Raw genomic sequence first — 17,805 nt, forward strand, 5'->3', positions numbered from 1 at the left:
GGCATGACTCGCGTTCGTATGGTTGTAGGTGCTGGTGATGAACGACATTGACCTTGCTGTTCCGTTGATGGATGGACCAAGCTATGACCGTGCCTGCAGTCTCGTGCCTTCCGAATACGTTGAGGCATGGGAGTGGTTTCTGGGTGAGGAACAGCGCGGCGGCGTTTGGACCAGCCTTCCGCATCGCACCAAGGAAGATAGCCCTCAGTATCAGTATCGTTTGAGAATTGGCGCGGACTTCTTTCCCGTAACGCGGGATTCAGGGATCTTCTGGCCGGGCCAGGATCGGGTGAAGCAAGATCCCAATAAGATCTTTGCGCTTTCGGTCCATAACTCTAAAAAGAGCTTCTACACCGATGTTCCTCCGCTCTATTTGGATGACGGTACGTGGGTCATTAAGTATTCGGTTCAAGCGCCAGGCGCCGTTGGTTCTCGAGACCAAGACTATAACCGTAAAATGCTCAACTGCATGGAATGTGGCGTTCCGGTCGGAGTCATATTTGCAACCGAGGTGGGCTACAAGGTGCTCGGCCTTGCGTTTGTTGAGCGGTTCGAGCCCGAAAACGGATGGTTTGTTCTGCACGGTCCTGTTCATAAAGGCGGACCGGACCCTCGTTTTGCACCCGACATGAGTTATCTGAAGCACATGCCCGTCTATATTGAGTTTGCCGGACAGGGTGCGACCGACGACGAAAAGGTCCGCTATGCGTTAAGGCGCGAGCGATTGGGGCAGCAATGGTTCCGCAAGCAGCTCGTTGCCGCCTATGACGGCCGTTGCGCGGTGTCGGACTGCGGCGTCAGCGAAGCTCTGGAGGCTGCACATATCGAGAATTACTCGGGACCCAAATCGCAGGTTGCCAGCAATGGCATTCTGCTTCGGCGCGATCTTCATTCCCTATTTGATGCTCACCTGATTTCGTTTGAGCCTGTTTGCGGCGAATATCGGCTGTGCGGATCGTACCTGCTGGATAAGACCGACTACGCTTCCTTTGCGGGTGCGACGCTAAGGCAGCCGAATGAGCGTCAGTGGCGACCCAATACGGTGTTTCTTGAGGCCCATCGCATTGAGTTCGATCGCTCGGAAAAGAAGCGTGAAAAGGCGGGGCTTCTGCCGTATTAGCGTATTTGGCTTTGGCATTCTTTGACGATCGTGTTGTTTGATCGGATCGCGTGGCGATACAATCTCGCGCACGCCCGCCGGTGCATGCTCTTCCTGTTTTGTATAGCGAGAGGGGAGCGTGTATGAGCTGGCGAGGCGATATTGCAATGGGGAAGTACGGAAAACTGCCGTGTGCCCTTATAGACAACAATATGTTTCCGAGCGTAGAGGTTGATTGCGGGTCGTTTGTCGTCACCTGCCCTTGCTGCGGCTCGCAAATACCGTGTCTCGACATTCGGTTCATCGATGCGCGCGACAGACTCAGCGACGAAGTGAGAAAACAGACAGGCGTTCATATGCCGGTGTATCCGGAGAAATGCCCTGTTTGTGGCCTCGATATCGTGTATGACGCCGGCGACGAGGGATAGGTGATGCGGAGGAGCTGGCTGTGAAGGCTTCTCCGTCTCTACAAATAAATCCCCTCACCGAGTTGCTTGTGGAACTCGGCGTGATGGTCGCGTGCCCAGGTAAAGAGCGCCTGGTCAAAGTCGGTACGCGTGGCCGGGACGCCAAAGACGCCGGCAACTTCGACGCGTATAAACTCCAGTGCCGGCAGCTTGTTGATGGCAGTGAGGGCAAACGGGGACGAGGGCTCCTCGAACAGATAGCGGCTGCCTTGCAGCGCGTCGCAACTGGTGCACGTGTTGCCGAGCGATGGGGCTTTGGAGGCTCGCGCGCCTACGGGCTTGTAGCCGCAGCGCTTATGAAGGTAGTCGCGGATCTCGCCCGGCACGCAGCCAAGAGCGGGCACGATGGCGAGTGCGTTGGCGTTGGCCGTGTCGATGGCAATGTGCCCGGATTCGTTGGGCGCGTGCGCGATGGCGACGCACTCGTCGCTATCGGTTCGATAGGGAATGCCGAAGGCCGCGACCGAGGTCTCTTTGTGACACTTCCAGCATTCGCGCTTGCCCAGTACTAGATATATATACGGCGCTGAGGGGTCGGATCGGTCAACACCGGGCAGCCACTCGGCAAAGGGCTCGGGGTTGACGCCGCTGGGTACATACCAGATTTTCTTGATCCGGTCCCATTTGGCGCCCAGCGCCTTGGCTTCTTCTTTGTGCGAAAAGGGAACATCGAGCTCGGTGCGCATGGCGGCTCCTTGGTGCTGCAGGTGTAAGTGGCTCAAGGATACCGCAGGGCGCAGACATCGCGGCGTTTTGCCGAGAAGCTGCGGTGCGGATGGGTTCGAGACGCGTTGGTCTCGGCCTCGGTGGCTATTGGGGCGGTTTTGATTGACTGCGGAGTCAGCCGGGATAGGCACCTGGGTCGCTGACGCGGTTTTGTGTATGGGCAGGGTGGTTGTTTGGGCGGTTGGAGCTGCCAGCGGATTTGGCGACATAAAACAAAACAGCCCAGAGGGCATAGCCTCTGAGCTGCGAATATTTGGTGGGCGTTAGAAGATTTGAACTTCTGACCTCTTCCGTGTCAGGGAAGCGCTCTCCCCCTGAGCTAAACGCCCGATCAAGGGTACGCAAGCGCGCAAGGGATAATATAACGGAGCCTGAACTCGGTGGCAAGAACATTTTTAAAAATCGCTTACATTGTGGAATTCGGGGGCTTTGTCATATCCATCTCAAAAGTGCCTGCTGCCGCGATTTGGCTGTCGCATAATGCAAGGCCATTGCGGTATCGAGCTATGGAAAGACGCCTGCGGAATTGTCCTACCGATAAGCGGACAAGCCTCCAGCTGGTGACTTCGCCGTGGTAAGGTAAGACGAATTGTTTCCAGGCTGTTTCGGGGGAGTGGAATGAGCAAAGAGTGTGTCGAGCAGGTCGAAGGCGCAGGGGCTTCGGTGCCGATGACCGATATATCGAACATTGATGTGCCCGAGGGCACCGACGAGCTCAGCCGCAACACCCGTCGCGCCTGGCGCGAGCGCCTTAACGATGCGTCGTCGCGCAAGATGATCACGGGCGTTTTGGCTACGCTGGTGGGCGGTTCGTTTTGGGGCTTCTCGGGCACCAGCGCGAGCTTTCTGTTCGATACCTACCACGTCGACACCTTGTGGCTTATGAGCGTGCGTCAGATTCTCGCCGGTCTACTCTTTATGGCCGTGGTTGTTACGCGCGACCGCGAGCGCCTGATTAAGCTCTGGACCACACCCGCCGATCGCAAGCAGCTGCTGCTCTTTACCGCCTTTGGCCTGCTGTTCAACCAGTTTTGCTATCTTTCGGCCGTGCGCCTGACGAACGCCGGAACCGCGACGGTGCTCCAGTGCCTGCAGCTCGTTATCATCATGGGCTACACCTGCGTGATCGATCGCCGCATGCCGCGTACTCGCGAAGTCATCGGCATTGGCCTGGCTCTGGGTGGAACCTTTTTAATCGCCACCGGCGGTGACCCCACCAGCCTGAATATTTCGCCGCTTGGCCTGGCAGCAGGTCTTATGTGTGCGGTCAGCGCCGCGTGTATGGCGGTGATTCCCGCCAAGATCCTGCCCGAATACGGCAGCCCCATCGTCACGGGTTCGGCAATGCTCACGGCGGGCGTGGTCTCGTGCGTCTTCGTGCAGCCCTGGGCGCATATGCCGGCGCTCGACGCTGCCGGCGTCGAGGCGCTCGCGGTGTTCGTGGTTATCGGCTCGTTTTTTGCTTACATGCTCTATATGCAGGGCGTTAAGGACATCGGCTCGGTACGTGCGAGCCTCATCGGAACTGTGGAGCCGGTTTCGGCGACCATCACCAGCGCCGTTATGCTGGGTACGGTGTTTTTGCCGACCGACCTTATCGGCTTTGCCATGATCATCGTGATGATGTTCCTCACGGTGTAGCTAGCGCCGCCGCCAAGACAGAAAAGGTGTTGTGCCGCATTTTCGCCAATTGACGTCCGTGTCTGGAGTTTAGCTGTCGATGCTCAAAATGCCATAAACTAGTAACGTTATGGACTTTTTCATTGCGACTCAATTGCGAGGATTTCTTTATGGCTGGTAATCACTTTAAGGGCAGCGATAGCGGCCGTCCTGCAGTTCCGCCGCGTCCGAACGGGGCTGGTAAGGCCGGCACGCCGGGCGGCGCTGGACAGGGCGGTTCCGGTAAGCGCGTGTCCCCGGGCGAGACGGCGATGTTTACCGCTCTGTACGAGCAGTCTCAAAAGGCAAAAAAGACCGGCCGTGCAAAAGGGAATGTCTTTGCGGGCGGTGCAACCTCCGCGTCGCAGCCGAGCGGGGCTCCTTCGGTACCTGCGAACAACGCAGGTGCTGCCAACGCCGCGAATGGCGCCGGCAACGTTAATGCCGGCAAGGCCGACAACAATACTCCCTCTGCCGATGGCGCGGGGCTTACGGGTAACCTCGGCACGATTTACACCGGCGCCTCCGAGACAGGCACGTTCGCCCGCCTGGATGATAGCGGTACCGAGTTTGCGGGCTCGGGTTCCAAGGAAGATTATTACGATTTTGGCTTGAACTACGGTAGCGACGCTTCGTCGAGTTCGACCTCTGACGGTCTGGTCCGTCATCGCCATCGCAAGGGCGAGCGCAAAAAGCGTCACACCGGCGCCATTATTGCCGCTGTAGTCGCGGTGCTTCTCGTTGCGCTTGGCGCAAGCGGCTTTATGCTGCTTAACTCGGCAAAGACCGTAAAGAGCGAAGCGAAGGAGGCTGTCGAGATCGTCGGTGGCCTTAAGGACAAGGTCACGTCGGGCGATTTTTCGACGCTGCCTGACGACGCGAAGAAGATCGATGAGCTCTGCGACAACATGAAGGCGGAGACTTCGAGCCCGCTGTGGACGGCGGCTTCGTTTATCCCGGTGTATGGCAGTGACATCAACGCAGCCCGCACCATGATTGATGCCCTGTCCGATGTCTCGAGCAACGCGCTGGTTCCCATGGCCGACAACCTTTCGCAGGCCACGCCCGGCAAGCTGTTCCAGGACGGTATGATTAACGTGTCCGCGCTGCAGGCCGTTGCCGATTCACTTTCCAGCAGCTCGAAGGTGTTCAAGAGCGCCAATGAGAAGATTCAGGGCATTGGCGATACTCATATTTCCCAGGTGACCGAGCTGGTCGATAAGGCCAAGGACGGCTTTGCCACCCTCAACGGCGCGGTTGACGCGGCGGAGAAGGTCGCCCCCATCCTTCCCCAGATGCTCGGCGCCAACGGCCAGACGCGTCATTACCTTGTGCTCGCGATGAGCAATGTCGAGATCCGCGCCTGCGGCGGTTTCCCCGGTTCTCGCGGCGTGATGTCGGTGACTGACGGTAAGCTCGAACTGGGCGATTTTGTCAAAGTCGACATGATGAAAGAGCCTTTGAGCCCGCTTCCCATCACCGATGAAGAGGCAAACTTGTTCACGACCGGATGGGGCCTGACCGGATTCAACACGCTCGGATACACGATGGGCGACGTTACGATGACGCCTGATTATCCGCGTGCGGCTCAGCTTGCCAGCGATATGCAGAAGGCCATTGTCGGAGATGACATCGACGGCGTATTTGCAGTCGATCCGGTATTTTTGCAGTATATGCTCGGCGTTGTAGGCGGCACACAGCTTCCTGACGGCACCGTCGTTGATGGAAGTAACGCCGCAAAGGTGCTGCTGCACGATATTTATTGGAATTACCCGGTAGAGGAACAGGACGCCATTTTTGCGGCGGTTGCCGGATCAGCTTTTAACAAGATCGTGGACGAACTGGGCTCCAGCGATATTACTAAGATTGCTGCCGCCATCGAAAAGGGTGCTTCCGAGGGTCGCATCCTCATGTATTCGAGAAATGATGACGAGGAAAAGGCCGCGAAGGCTCTTGGAATATCGGGCGCTCTCCAAACCGATACGTCGGAGGCTCCGATCTTGGGCGTCTATGTGAACAACTACAGCTATTCAAAGATGGATTGGTTCCTCGATAAGCGAGTCACCATCGATTCTTCGGTTGAAAATGCCGATGGCTCGACGACGTATCGAGTGACCACCTCGCTCAAGAACACGATGACCCCTCAGGAGAAGGCCGAGATGCCTGGTTATTTCCAGGGCCATAACGGCATTAGCCAGGATATTGATGATGAGGTGCTGAGGCTTTATCTCTATGCTCCTGCGGGAGGCAGCATTTCGGACATTAAGACTTCGGGCTCCGGTTCTATCGAGATGAACGAAGCGACGCACGATGGCTTGAAGGTTGCATGGGGCGGTGTCCACATGCTTCTTGGACAAGACATAAAGGTCGAGTACACGGTCACGACTTCGAAGGACTCTGGGCACAAAGAGCTTAAGGTTCGTACCACGCCAACCGCTCAAACGTTCGAATAGGATAAGTAAGATATGAAGTACTTTGGCACCGACGGCTTTCGCGGTGAGGCCAACGTTGGGCTGACGGTAGAGCACGCTTATAAGATTGGCCGTTTTGTGGGCTGGTATTACGGCGCCAACCGCGAGCGCAAGGCACGCGTGATCGTGGGCAAGGACACGCGTCGCTCGAGCTATATGTTCGAGGCGGCGCTGGTGAGCGGCCTGGTCGCGAGCGGTGCGGACGCCTATATGCTGCATGTGATCCCGACGCCGGGCGTAGCGCATCAGACTGTGGAAGGCTGCTTCGATTGCGGCATCATGATCAGCGCGAGCCACAACCCGTTTTGCGATAACGGCATTAAGCTAGTCAACAGCGACGGCTTTAAGATGGACGAGGACGTACTGGAGCTCATCGAGGACTATATCGATGGCAAGAGCGAGGTGCCGCTGGCAACGGGCAACCACATCGGCGCCACGGTGGACTACATGCAGGGTCGCAACCGCTACATTGCTTCGCTCATCGCCAGCGCGAACTTTTCGCTGCAGGGCGTCAAGATCGGTATCGACTGCGCCAACGGCTCGGCATCCTCGGTGGCCAAGCCGGTGTTCGACGCACTGGGCGCCGATGTGCGCGTGATCAATGCCGCGCCCGACGGCTTTAACATCAATGTCGACTGCGGCTCTACGCATATTGAGCGCCTGCAGCGCCACGTGGTGGAGCAGGGCCTGGATGTGGGTTTTGCCTACGATGGCGATGCCGACCGCTGCCTGGCCGTGGACGAGCGCGGCCGCGTGGTCGACGGTGACCAGATCCTGTACGTGTGCGGTGTGTATCTGAACAAGCACGGGCGTCTCTCGGGCGGTACCGTGGTGCCGACGATCGCCAGCAACTTTGGCCTGATCAAGTCGTTGGAGCTTGCCGGCCTGAGTGCCGTGACCAGCGGCGTGGGCGACCGTCACGTGTATGCCAAGATGCGCGAGGGCGGCTACAGCCTGGGCGGCGAGCAGACGGGCCATACGATCTTTGGCGATATCGAGCGCACGGGCGACGGCATTATGACCTCGCTGCGCGTGATGGAAGTGATTCGTGCCGAGCGCGAGACGCTCTCGCAGCTCACGGCTCCGTGCAAGCTGCTGCCACAGGCGCAGGTGGCCGTGCACGTGGCGGACAAGGACGCCGCGCTCGAGAATATGGGCGTGCAGAACGCCATCGCCGAGGCCGAGGCTGCGCTGGCAGGCGAGGGCCGCGTGCTCGTGCGCAAGAGCGGAACCGAGTCGGTTATCCGCGTGCTGGCCGAGGCGCCCGACCAAGCATCCGCCGATGCCGCCATGAAGCGCATCGCCAACGCGCTCGAGGCTTTATAGCTACGCGGTTTTACCAAACCGCGTAGCTGCTCGACGCTGCAAACGGCCCCAAGTGGCAATCTGACGTTCAATTTCAAGGGCGCGACCAGAAGGTCAGCGCCCTTTCATTTCACGTCACCTTGCTCGCTTGGGGCCGTTTTCGCTGACGTTGCCAAGACATTAGCGTCAACGAACTAGTCATTGGGTACCTAGTTATTGGGTGAAAAAAGGGGACGCTGCGGATTGGTTCCGCGGCGTCCCCTTTGCGTTGGCGTGTCGGTTATGCCTTACAGTTCGTAGAGCGTGGTGAACTTGTCCTGCAGGTAGCTGCAGTAGTAGCGGGCATCGAACGCCATGCCGCACGCGCCCTTGATGAGCTCCGGCGCGTCCTTGGCGCGGCCCCACTGCCAAATGTGCTCGCCCAGCCAGGCGCGGACAGGTGTCAGGTCGCCGCTCGCGCAGGCGCCGTTAAGGTCGACACCGTCGCGGCACATGGCCGGCACAAACATGGCATCGTAGGCACTGCCCAGCGCATACGTGGGGAAGTAGCCAAACGAGCCGCCGCTCCAGTGCGTATCCTGTAGGCAGCCGTGCGTGTCGTCGGGAACGGGAATGCCCAGGTACTCATCCATAAAGCGATTCCAAAGCGCGGGGATGTCCTTGGCCGTGGCCTCGCCGGCAAACAGCATGCGCTCGATCTCGTAGCGCACCATAACGTGCAGCGGATAGGTGAGCTCGTCGGCCTCGGTGCGGATCAGCGAAGGCTGCGCGATGTTCACGGCGTGGTAGAGCGTGTCCTCGTCGACGTCGCCGTAGACCTCGGGTGCGTGGCGGCGCAGCACCTCGAGCAGCGGTCCCATAAAGGCACGGCTGCGGCCCACGGTGTTCTCAAAGAAGCGGCTCTGGCTCTCGTGGATGCCCATGGAGGTGCCGCCCTCCAGGCAGGTGCGCGCATAGGCGGGATTGACGCCCAGCTCGTACATGGTGTGCCCCGCCTCGTGGATGATGCTGTAGACGTTGGAGATGCAATCGTCCTCGTAGATGTGTGTCGCGATGCGCGCGTCACCCACGGCAAAGCCCTCGCTAAACGGGTGCTCGGTAAAGGCAAGCGTGGTGTCGTCCAGGTTCAGGCCGACGAGCTTCATCAGGTCGAAGCTCATGGCGCGCTGGGCGGCCTCGGGCACGCGGGCGTGCAAAAAGTCGGCATCGGGCTGCTGGCCGCGCTCGCCGATGGCGTGCACGAGCGGCACGACCGTCGCCTTGACCTCATCGCAAAACGCATCGAAGCTCTTGGCGGAAAGGCCGCGCTCGTACTGGTCGAGCCAAACATCGTAGGGATCGCGCTTGGGGTCCATGAGCTCGGCCTGATGCTTAAGTTGGGCGACGATTCTATCCACATAGGGCTCAAAACTCGCCCAGTCGTTGGCCGTCTTGGCCTTGTGCCACACGGCGTCGGCCTCGCAGGTGAGCCTGGTCCAGGCCTCGGCCTCCTCGGTAGGAATAACGCTTGCCTCGCGCTGGTCGCGGCCGAGCACGCGGATCTCGTCGAGCAACTGCGGGTCGTCTACGTGTCCGCCTGCAACCGTCTCGCGTGCCAACGAGCGTACGAGCTCAACGGACTTCTCGCTGGTCAGCAGCTTGTGATGCTCGCCGGCAAGCGTGCCCATGGCGTCGGCACGGGCGGTAGCGCCGTTGGCAGGAGCAATCGTCGCTCCATCGAACTCGGCAATCTTGAGCAGGTACTCGCGAGTCCACAGCTTGCCCTCGAGTTTGCGGAACTTTTTGACGGCCTTGTTGACTTTAGCAGCCTTGACGCCCTTGGCAGCCTTTGCCACGGCGGTCTTGGCCTTCTTATCGAGTTTCTTTCCCATGCCGTATCCTTAATCTCGCAGGCCGAGCGCCGCAGGCGGGTGCGCGGCCAGTTTGCACAGCTACCTGCCTTGTACCCAGCGCGAACAAAACGGAACGCGGCGATGCGCTCGCGAAATGTGTTATCCTATAACCCAATGCGTTGACGGAGAGGGTTTTTGCCCGCCGCGTCGCCGGCAAGAGAGGGAAGGTCATGGGCTGCAAGCCTTCCTGCGGTGGCAAGGGCCAAGCGTTCACTCCCGAGCAGCAACCTCAACGGGCGCGCGGCCAGCGGCGGCGAAGCCCCAGTAGGGAAGCCGTGAGCCTCGCGACAAGAGGCACAGAGTGGGCGCGGCGGGCCAGACATCCGCCGGGTCAAACAAGGTGGTACCGCGGAATTCAACCGTCCTTGGGCAATGTACATGCCCGAGGGCGGTTTTTTTGTTACCGAACCGGGCCGCGCATCCGCAACATCGGGCGGCGTCAGCCGTCCCGGAGCGCGGATGTGCGAGAGACGAAAGGGAAGACATGAGTCTGATTGATGATCTGGTCAAACTCGAGGAAGAGGCCAAGGAGCTCGTCACTAGCGCTGACGACGCCGCCAAGCTCGAGGCCGCGCGCGTTGAGCTGCTCGGCCGCAAGGGCCGTATCACCGGCCTGATGCGCATGATGGGCAAGCTCGCTCCCGAGGATCGTCCCATGATGGGCAAACGCGCCAACGAGATGCGCCAGCTGATCGAGGGCATGCTCGACGAGCGCACCACCGAGATGAAGGCCGCCGCCCTCAAGCACGCACTCGAGCACGAGGCCGTCGACATCACGCTGCCGGGCATCCGTCCGCAGATCGGTCACCAGCACCTGATCAAGCAGATCATCGAGGAGGCCGAGGACATCTTCTGCGGCATCGGCTACACCGTCGAGTCCGGCCCCATGGTCGATACCTCCTACTACAACTTCACCGCGCTCAACGCGCCCATGGATCACCCGAGCCGATCGGCCCGCGACACGTTCTATGTGGTCGACAACAACCCCGGCAGCGTCGCGCATCCTGAGGCTCACGCTCACGGTGAGTCCGACGTGCTGCTGCGCACCCAGACCTCGGGCGTGCAGATCCACACCATGGAGTCGCAGAAGCCGCCCATCTACATGATCTGCCCGGGCACCGTCTACCGTCCCGACACGGCCGACGCCTGCCACCTGCCGCAGTTCAACCAGATCGAGGGCCTGGTCGTCGACGAGGGTATCACCTTTGGCGATCTTAAGGGCACGCTCGACTACTTTGTTAAGTGCATGTTTGGCGAGGATCGCAAGACGCGCTATCGCCCGCACTTCTTCCCCTTCACCGAGCCTTCCTGCGAGGTGGACGTGAGCTGCCACGTGTGCGGCGGCAAGGGCTGCAACTTCTGCAAGCACAGCGGCTGGATCGAGATCCTGGGCTGCGGCATGGTCGACCCCAACGTCCTGATCAACTGCGGCATCGACCCCGAGAAGTACACCGGCTTCGCCTTTGGTATTGGCGCCGAGCGCGTCGCGGCACTGCGCTACGACCTGCCCGACCTGCGAACGCTCATGACAGGTGATATGCGCTTCTTGAACCAATTTTAAGTTGACCTGTCCCGGCGGCTTCCCGAGCCACCGCACCTTGCCTTTCAATCGTCGGTTGCGTACCTAAGTACGCGGCCCTCCTCTTTCAAGGCAATCTGCGGCACCTCGGAAACCCGTCTCCGTAGCTGGAGTTTTCCGTCTGTTTATTGCAGACGTTACAGATGAAAGGAGACCAGTTAGATGCGTGTTTCTTACGACTGGCTCAAGACCATGATCGATATTCCGGAGGATCCCAAGACCCTTTCGGACGAATATATCCGTACCGGCACCGAGGTCGAGGCGATCGACACCGTGGGCGAGTCCTTCGACCACGTGGTGACCGCCCAGGTGCTCACCAAGACCCCGCACCCCGATAGCGACCACATGTATGTGTGCTCGGTCGACGTGGGCGACAAGAACCTCGACGCCGACGGCAACCCCGCTCCGCTGCAGATCGTCTGCGGCGCGCAGAACTTTGAGGCCGGCGACCACATCGTCACGGCAATGATCGGCGCCGTGCTTCCCGGCGACGTCAAGATCAAGAAGAGCAAGCTTCGCGGCGTCGTGTCCATGGGCATGAACTGCTCCGCGCGCGAGCTCGGCCTGGGCGGCGACCACTCCGGCATCATGATCCTGCCCGAGGATACGCCCTGCGGCATGCCGTTTGCCGAGTACGTGGGCTCGAGCGACACCGTGCTCGACTGCGAGATCACGCCCAACCGTCCCGACTGCCTGTCCATGATCGGCATGGCCCGCGAGACCGGCGCCATCTTCGACCGCGATTTCCACGTTGAGCTGCCCGCCATCAAGGCCGAGACTGGCCGCGCGACCGACGACGAGCTTTCTGTCGAGATCGCCGACGAGGGCCTGTGCGACCGCTACGTCGCCCGCATCGTGCGCAACGTGAAGGTCGGCCCCTCGCCCGACTGGATGGTCAAGCGCCTCAACGCCCTGGGCGTGCGCCCGCACAACAACATCGTCGACATCACCAACTATGTGATGATGCTCACCGGTCAGCCGCTGCACGCCTTTGACCTGGACACCTTTGCCGAGCGCGATGGCCATCGCCGCGTGGTGGTTCGCGCCGCCCAACAGGACGAGAAGTTCACGACCCTCGACGGCGAGGAGCGCACGCTCGACGCCGGCATGGGCCTGATCACCGACGGCGAGCGCCCCGTGGCGTTGGCCGGCGTTATGGGCGGCATGGATTCCGAGATCGAGGACGATACCGTCGATGTGATGGTTGAGAGTGCCTGCTTCAACGCCGGTCGCACCTCGCACACCAGCCGCGACCTGTCGCTGATCTCCGATGCCTCCATTCGCTTTGAACGCCAGGTCGATGAGACCGGTTGCGTGGATGTCGCCAACGTCACGTGCGCGCTCATCGAACAGATCGCCGGCGGCGAGGTCGCTCCCGGCTATGTCGACGTTTTCCCCGCGCCCAAGACCATCGACAGCATTAAGCTGCGTCTGGCCCGCGTGCATGCCATCTGCGGCGCCGACATCGAGCCCGACTTTATCGAGCGTTCGCTCACTCGCCTGGGCTGCACCGTCGAGCGCGACGGCGAGGACTTTATGGTCACTCCGCCGAGCTTCCGCCCCGACCTGCCGCGCGAGATCGATCTGATCGAGGAGGTCCTGCGTCTGTGGGGCATGGGCCGTGTGACGGCGACCATCCCGGCTGCCAAGAACCACATCGGCGGCCTGACCCGCGAGCAGAAGCTCACCCGCAAGGTCGGCGAGATCCTGCGCGCCTGCGGCCTTAACGAGACCACGACCTTTGGCTTTGCCGCCCCGGGCGACCTGGAGAAGATCGGCATGTCCACCGAGGGCCGCGGCTGCCCCGTGGTGCTCATGAACCCGCTGGTAGCCGAGCAGACCGAGATGCGTCGCTCGCTGCTGCCGGGTCTGCTGCAATCCGTGGCCTACAACGAGGCGCACGGTACGCCCAACGTGCACCTGTACGAGGTCGGCAGCCTGTTCCACGGTCGCGAGAACGCCAGCCTGCCCAAGGAGACCAAGTCCGTGGCGGGTGTGCTTTCGGGCCAGTGGAGCGAGCAGTCCTGGAGCATGAAGTACCGTAAGCTGCGTTTCTTCTTTGGCAAGGGCATTGTCGAGGAGCTGCTCGCCCAGCTGCGCATCGAGAAGGTTCGCTTCCGTCCCGTCGAGGGCGAGGGCTACGCTTTCTTGCAGCCGGGTCGTGCGGCCGAGGTTCTGTCCGGCGGCACCGTGCTGGGCTGGGTCGGCGAGATTCACCCCGAGGCGCGCGAGGCCTGCGGCATCGACGAGGTTGTCGTTGCCTTTGAGCTCGACCTGGACAAGCTGATCAAGGGCGCCCGCAACCAGGAGAACTACCGCGAGTTCTCGCAGTACCCTGCCGTTGAACACGACCTTGCTATCGTGGTCGACAACTCCGTGACTTGCGAGGATCTTGAGCGCCGTATTACCAGCGCCGGCGGCAAGCTGCTCGAGGGCGTGCGCCTGTTCGACGTCTACCGCGATCCCATCCGCATCGGTGCGGGCAAGAAATCCATGGCCTTTGCGCTTACGTATCGCTCCGACGACCACACGCTCACCAGCGAAGAGGTCGAGAAGGCGCACCAGAAGATCGTTACCAAGGTGTGCAAGGGCGTAAACGGCGAGGTCCGCGGCTAGGTCCTGCACTGGGGTATGGGTCAGCGGTGGCTGCTGCCGAGTCCTACGTGACCGCTATGCTCGGTATGAGGCACCGTTGAGCCTGCATATATGACACGCGCATTACATAACGGCGTGCTGCTTTGTCGGCAGTGCGCCGTTTTGCTATGATAGCCCGCGGCGTGTTACGAATCTGACAATACGTAACACTGGCAAGGTGATTCAAGCGGCGTTGCAATTCCGTGCGCCGATAACCGGGAGGCGTACATGCACATTCCAGATAATTATCTGTCCCCGCAGACCGATGCCGTCATGGCGGTGGCGATGGTGCCCGTTTGGGTCCACTGCATCAAGAAGGTGCGCGCCACGCTCGATCGCGAGCATATGGCTTTCCTGGGCATCTGCGCCGCGTTCTCCTTCCTGCTCATGATGTTCAACGTGCCGCTGCCTGGCGGCACCACAGGCCACGCCGTCGGCGGCGCCCTCATTGCGCTGCTGCTAGGCCCCGAGGCCGCGGCTATCGCTGTCTCGGTCGCGCTGGCGCTGCAGGCGCTGCTGTTTGGCGACGGCGGCATCCTGTCCTTTGGCGCCAACTGCTTTAACATGGCCTTCGTGCTGCCGTTTGCCGCTGCTATCGTGTTTCGTGCGCTCAACAGCCGTTTGCATGGCAAGGGCTGGGGCATCTCGGTTTCGGCCGTCGTAAGCGGCTGGGTCGGCCTGTGCCTGGCGGCCCTGTGCGCGGCAATCGAGTTTGGTATTCAGCCGATGCTCTTTACCAACGCTTCGGGCGCGCCGCTGTACTGCCCCTTCCCGCTGTCCGTGGCTATTCCGGCCATGTTGATCCCGCATATGCTGGTTGCCGGCGTGATCGAGGGCGTGGCGACGGCCGCCATCTACGGTTTCATTAAGAAGACGGCGCCGAGTGTTATCGTCGGGCCCGAGGCCGTCGATGGACAGCTTGCCGGCGATGGTACTGCCAAGAAGACCTCGCTGGTCCCCACGCTCATTCTGGTCGCCGTGCTTGTCGTGGCCACGCCGCTGGGCCTGCTGGCCACGGGTGACGCCTGGGGCGAGTGGGACGCCGAGGGCGCCGCGACTGCCGTTCAGGAGGCTGGCGACGACAGCCTGCAGGCTTCGGTCGGCCTCGATACCCCGACCTTTGCCGACGCACTGCCCACGGGCGATTATCTGCAGGCCTATTCCGAGGAGCAGGGTCTTGGCTTTGCCGGCCAGGCTGCCATGTATATCCTCTCGGGCGTAATTGGCGTGGCGGTGCTCACCATCGCATTTCGTTTGATATCGCTGACGGTTAAGGAAAACGGGGCTCATGGCGACGGTCGAGCTGCCTAGCTGGCTTGCGGACGAGCAGCGTTACGAGCCCACGGGCGCTCGGCATCGCGTAATGCAACAGAATGTCCTGCACCTGGCGAGCCTGCTTGAGCGGGTTCGCCTGGGTGGAGGCGCGCACGAGGGCGGGTCGATGGTCGACCGCGCCCTTTCTTGCGTTTCGGCTCCGGTGCGCCTGGTGGGGATGTTCGTTTGCGTCCTGTGCGTGTGTCTGACACAGAGCCCGCTGTACCTCATGTTGATGGCGGCCATTGCGCTGGTGCTCGTTGCCGTGCGCCCCGTACGCGGGCTGCGGGCGACCTTTGTGCCGGCGCTTGGCGCCGCGGGGCTCGCAGTGGTTTTGGCGCTGCCTGCCCTGCTGCTGGGCGCTTCCGCTACGGGCGCCATGCTCAAAATTGCGCTCAAGACCTTCATTAATGTGTCGCTGGTGCTGGGCGTTTCGTGGACCCTCACGTGGAGCCGCATGTCGGCGGCGCTCAAGATGCTTCATCTGCCCGACGAAGTTATCTTTACGTTTGATATGGCGCTCAAGCACATTGAGGTGCTGGGTCGCACGGCGCACAATTTGTGCGAATCGGTCATGCTGCGCAGCGTTGGCCGTGCGCCTGAGGGATTTTCGCGTACCGATTCGATCGCGGGTATCATGGGCATGACCTTTATCAAGGCGATGGAATGCAGCCGCGCGATGGACGAGGCCATGCTCTGTCGCGGCTTTGCCGGTGCGTATCCGGCTCCTGCGCGGGGCGGCTTTGGCTGGCGCGATGCGGTTTACGCGGCCGTTGTGGCGTTGCTCGCCGTGTTGTGCGCGGTGCTGTAGCGCGGACGGTCGAACCGTTGATGTGAGTAGGGAAGGGCGACGTTTTGGCAAACGATACGAATAACGCGATGGGTGCGAGCGGTGCTGCCGGCGCCGAGGTCACGCCGCTCATCGAGTTTCGCGACGTGGTGTTTTCCTATGCGGGTCATACGGTGGTCGATGGCGTTTCATTGCAGGTGAACCGTGGAGAGCTCGTTGCTCTGCTTGGTCCTAACGGCTGCGGCAAGACGACGATTATGCGTCTTATCAACGGCCTTGAGCTTGCGGACGCGGGTGCGTACCTGTTCGACGGGCATGCGGTCGATGCGGCGTTTCTAAAGGATTCTGCGGCCGCTCAGCGTTTTCATCAGCGCGTGGGCTTTGTGTTCCAGAATGCCGACGCCCAGTTGTTCTGCGCTACGGTGGGTGAGGAAGTTGCTTTTGGTCCCGCGCAGATGGGGCTGCCGGCAGACGAGCTCGACCGTCGCGTGCATGATGCCATGGAACTGTTTCAAGTTGCCGACCTGGTCGATGCCTCGCCCTATCAGCTTTCGGGTGGGCAAAAGAAGCGTGTGGCGCTGGCGGCAGTCGTATCGATGAACCCCGATATCTTGGTCCTTGACGAGCCTACCAATGGGCTCGACGAGGATTCATGCGACATCGTGGTCAACTTCTTGCTGGCCTACGTCGCGGCGGGTAAGACGGTCTTGATGAGCACACATCATCAGGATTTGGTGCGGCGCCTGGGTGCCCGCGCCATCTATATCGATCGATATCACCATGTGGTCGAGGCGCCGGTGTCGTCGTATGGAACCGAGAGCGGCGCTGCGGAATAGTTGCTGCGTAGAGCGTGCGTAGCCGCCCGCGCGGCTTTGCCGTGATGGTATAGTTATCCAGGTTTTTATGGGGGTGGCTATGCCAAGCTGGAACATTCATATCGCTCAGACGGAGCGTTTGCTGGAGCGCACCGGTGCGCTTGCCAATAGCGTGCGCGACCGCAATGCCTTTTTGTTTGGCTGCGTGGTTCCGGATATCTTCGTGGGCTATATGGTCCCTGGTATCGCCGATCCCATCCCGTACCGCATTACGCACTTTGCCAAGCCTGAGCCCATCCCTAAGCCTCGTGAGCATGAGTTCTGGGATACCTATGTGGCACCGTTGCTTAAAGGCGCACCCGCGGGCGAACCCGCTGAGGCTACCTCGATTATCGAGGAGCGGGAGCGACTGAATCGCGTGCACTATCCCCAGCGCTACAAGGATGCCGAGCCGGTTGCCGGTCCCGGCGCTCGTGAGTTCTCGCTTGCGTCCGAAGATGTGGCGCAGTCGTTGCTCGATTTGACACTGGGCGTCTGGTCGCACCTGGTGGCCGATACCGTATGGAATACGCGCGTGAATCAGTACCTGGAGGCGCACGGCGGCAAGCCGTGCGAGGAGTTCCGCATTAAAAAGCAAGGCGACTTTGACTGGTTTGGCAAGACGCTCGGCATTGTTTCGATTCCGCGTGCGACCGATCGCCTGTATACCGCTGCGACGCGTTTTGGGCAGTATCCCATCCATAAAGAGTATGTGCTCAAGACCATCGGCGTTATGCACGAGATCGTGCGCGAAAACCCCGGCGAGCCCGACCATCCGCCATACCGCCTGCTGACCGAGAAATTCTTCGACGCAACGTTTACCGAGGTCATCGAGCTGACCGAGGCGGGCTTTGCGGCTCGCGTTGCCACTTCTGACGTCCCCGCAGCCCCATTACAGTCTGAAGTGGGCCACCGATAAATTTCGATGGCGAGCATTCGGCGCATTGCCTACGATACGGGCAAGCCCCGAGGGGCCGCCGATCGGGCGCCTCCGGATGGCCGTCTGCCCCTGCCC

The 17,805-nt window shown here is 60.8% G+C and carries 12 protein-coding genes and 1 tRNA gene; 10 read left to right on the forward strand and 3 right to left on the reverse strand.

Annotated features, from left to right (window positions below; genetic code table 11):
* Positions 1 to 37: 37 nt before the first annotated feature.
* Positions 38 to 1,120 (forward strand): HNH endonuclease, encoded by a 1,083-nt coding sequence (locus tag GDJ93_RS00295; protein WP_152067328.1) that lies wholly within the window; start codon positions 38 to 40, stop codon positions 1,118 to 1,120.
* A gap of 445 nt (positions 1,121 to 1,565) precedes the next feature.
* Here GDJ93_RS00295 and GDJ93_RS00300 read toward each other — a convergent pair whose 3' ends face one another.
* Positions 1,566 to 2,252 (reverse strand): DUF5710 domain-containing protein, encoded by a 687-nt coding sequence (locus GDJ93_RS00300; protein ID WP_152067329.1) that lies wholly within the window; start codon positions 2,250 to 2,252, stop codon positions 1,566 to 1,568.
* A 294-nt stretch (positions 2,253 to 2,546) separates the two neighbouring features.
* Positions 2,547 to 2,621: transfer RNA gene (locus GDJ93_RS00305), tRNA-Val, on the reverse strand.
* A gap of 289 nt (positions 2,622 to 2,910) precedes the next feature.
* On the opposite strand from GDJ93_RS00305, the gene GDJ93_RS00310 reads away from it, so the two are divergent.
* The 3 genes from GDJ93_RS00310 (at position 2,911) to glmM (ending at position 7,748) form a co-directional block, all read left to right on the forward strand.
* Positions 2,911 to 3,933, forward strand: coding sequence for a DMT family transporter (locus GDJ93_RS00310; RefSeq protein WP_193221392.1), 1,023 nt, complete (start codon positions 2,911 to 2,913; stop codon positions 3,931 to 3,933).
* 149 nt (positions 3,934 to 4,082) lie between these two features.
* A complete protein-coding gene (locus GDJ93_RS00315; RefSeq protein WP_152067330.1) occupies positions 4,083 to 6,404 on the forward strand; it encodes a DUF4012 domain-containing protein in 2,322 nt (773 codons plus the stop codon).
* 12 nt (positions 6,405 to 6,416) lie between these two features.
* Positions 6,417 to 7,748, forward strand: coding sequence for a phosphoglucosamine mutase (glmM, locus tag GDJ93_RS00320; RefSeq protein WP_117770316.1), 1,332 nt, complete (start codon positions 6,417 to 6,419; stop codon positions 7,746 to 7,748).
* 266 nt (positions 7,749 to 8,014) lie between these two features.
* Here the strand turns inward: glmM and GDJ93_RS00325 are convergent, their stop codons facing one another.
* Positions 8,015 to 9,598 carry a carboxypeptidase M32 gene (locus GDJ93_RS00325; protein WP_152067331.1) on the reverse strand — a complete coding sequence of 528 codons (1,584 nt, stop codon included), beginning with the start codon at positions 9,596 to 9,598 and terminating at the stop codon, positions 8,015 to 8,017.
* A 505-nt stretch (positions 9,599 to 10,103) separates the two neighbouring features.
* Here GDJ93_RS00325 and pheS point away from each other — a divergent pair.
* The 6 genes from pheS (at position 10,104) to GDJ93_RS00355 (ending at position 17,709) form a co-directional block, all read left to right on the forward strand.
* Positions 10,104 to 11,180, forward strand: coding sequence for a phenylalanine--tRNA ligase subunit alpha (pheS, locus tag GDJ93_RS00330; RefSeq protein WP_117770495.1), 1,077 nt, complete (start codon positions 10,104 to 10,106; stop codon positions 11,178 to 11,180).
* 180 nt (positions 11,181 to 11,360) lie between these two features.
* Entirely contained in the window at positions 11,361 to 13,814 is a 2,454-nt protein-coding gene (gene pheT, locus GDJ93_RS00335) for a phenylalanine--tRNA ligase subunit beta (protein WP_152067332.1), read from the forward strand.
* 246 nt (positions 13,815 to 14,060) lie between these two features.
* Complete coding sequence (gene cbiM, locus GDJ93_RS00340; protein ID WP_152067333.1) at positions 14,061 to 15,143, forward strand: cobalt transporter CbiM; 1,083 nt, start codon at positions 14,061 to 14,063, stop codon at positions 15,141 to 15,143.
* A complete protein-coding gene (locus GDJ93_RS00345; protein ID WP_152067334.1) occupies positions 15,121 to 15,957 on the forward strand; it encodes an energy-coupling factor transporter transmembrane component T family protein in 837 nt (278 codons plus the stop codon). The genes cbiM and GDJ93_RS00345 overlap by 23 nt, the downstream gene beginning before the upstream one ends.
* 44 nt (positions 15,958 to 16,001) lie before the next feature.
* The gene (locus GDJ93_RS00350; RefSeq protein ID WP_152067335.1) at positions 16,002 to 16,772 is read left to right on the forward strand and encodes an energy-coupling factor ABC transporter ATP-binding protein; all 771 of its coding nucleotides are present in this window, start codon (positions 16,002 to 16,004) and stop codon (positions 16,770 to 16,772) included.
* Between the two features lie 79 nt (positions 16,773 to 16,851).
* Complete coding sequence (locus GDJ93_RS00355; protein WP_152067336.1) at positions 16,852 to 17,709, forward strand: hypothetical protein; 858 nt, start codon at positions 16,852 to 16,854, stop codon at positions 17,707 to 17,709.
* The last annotated feature ends 96 nt before the right edge of the window (positions 17,710 to 17,805 follow it).

This window comes from Collinsella aerofaciens (genome assembly GCF_902501475.1).
In the GTDB taxonomy this organism is placed as follows: domain Bacteria; phylum Actinomycetota; class Coriobacteriia; order Coriobacteriales; family Coriobacteriaceae; genus Collinsella; species Collinsella aerofaciens_AL.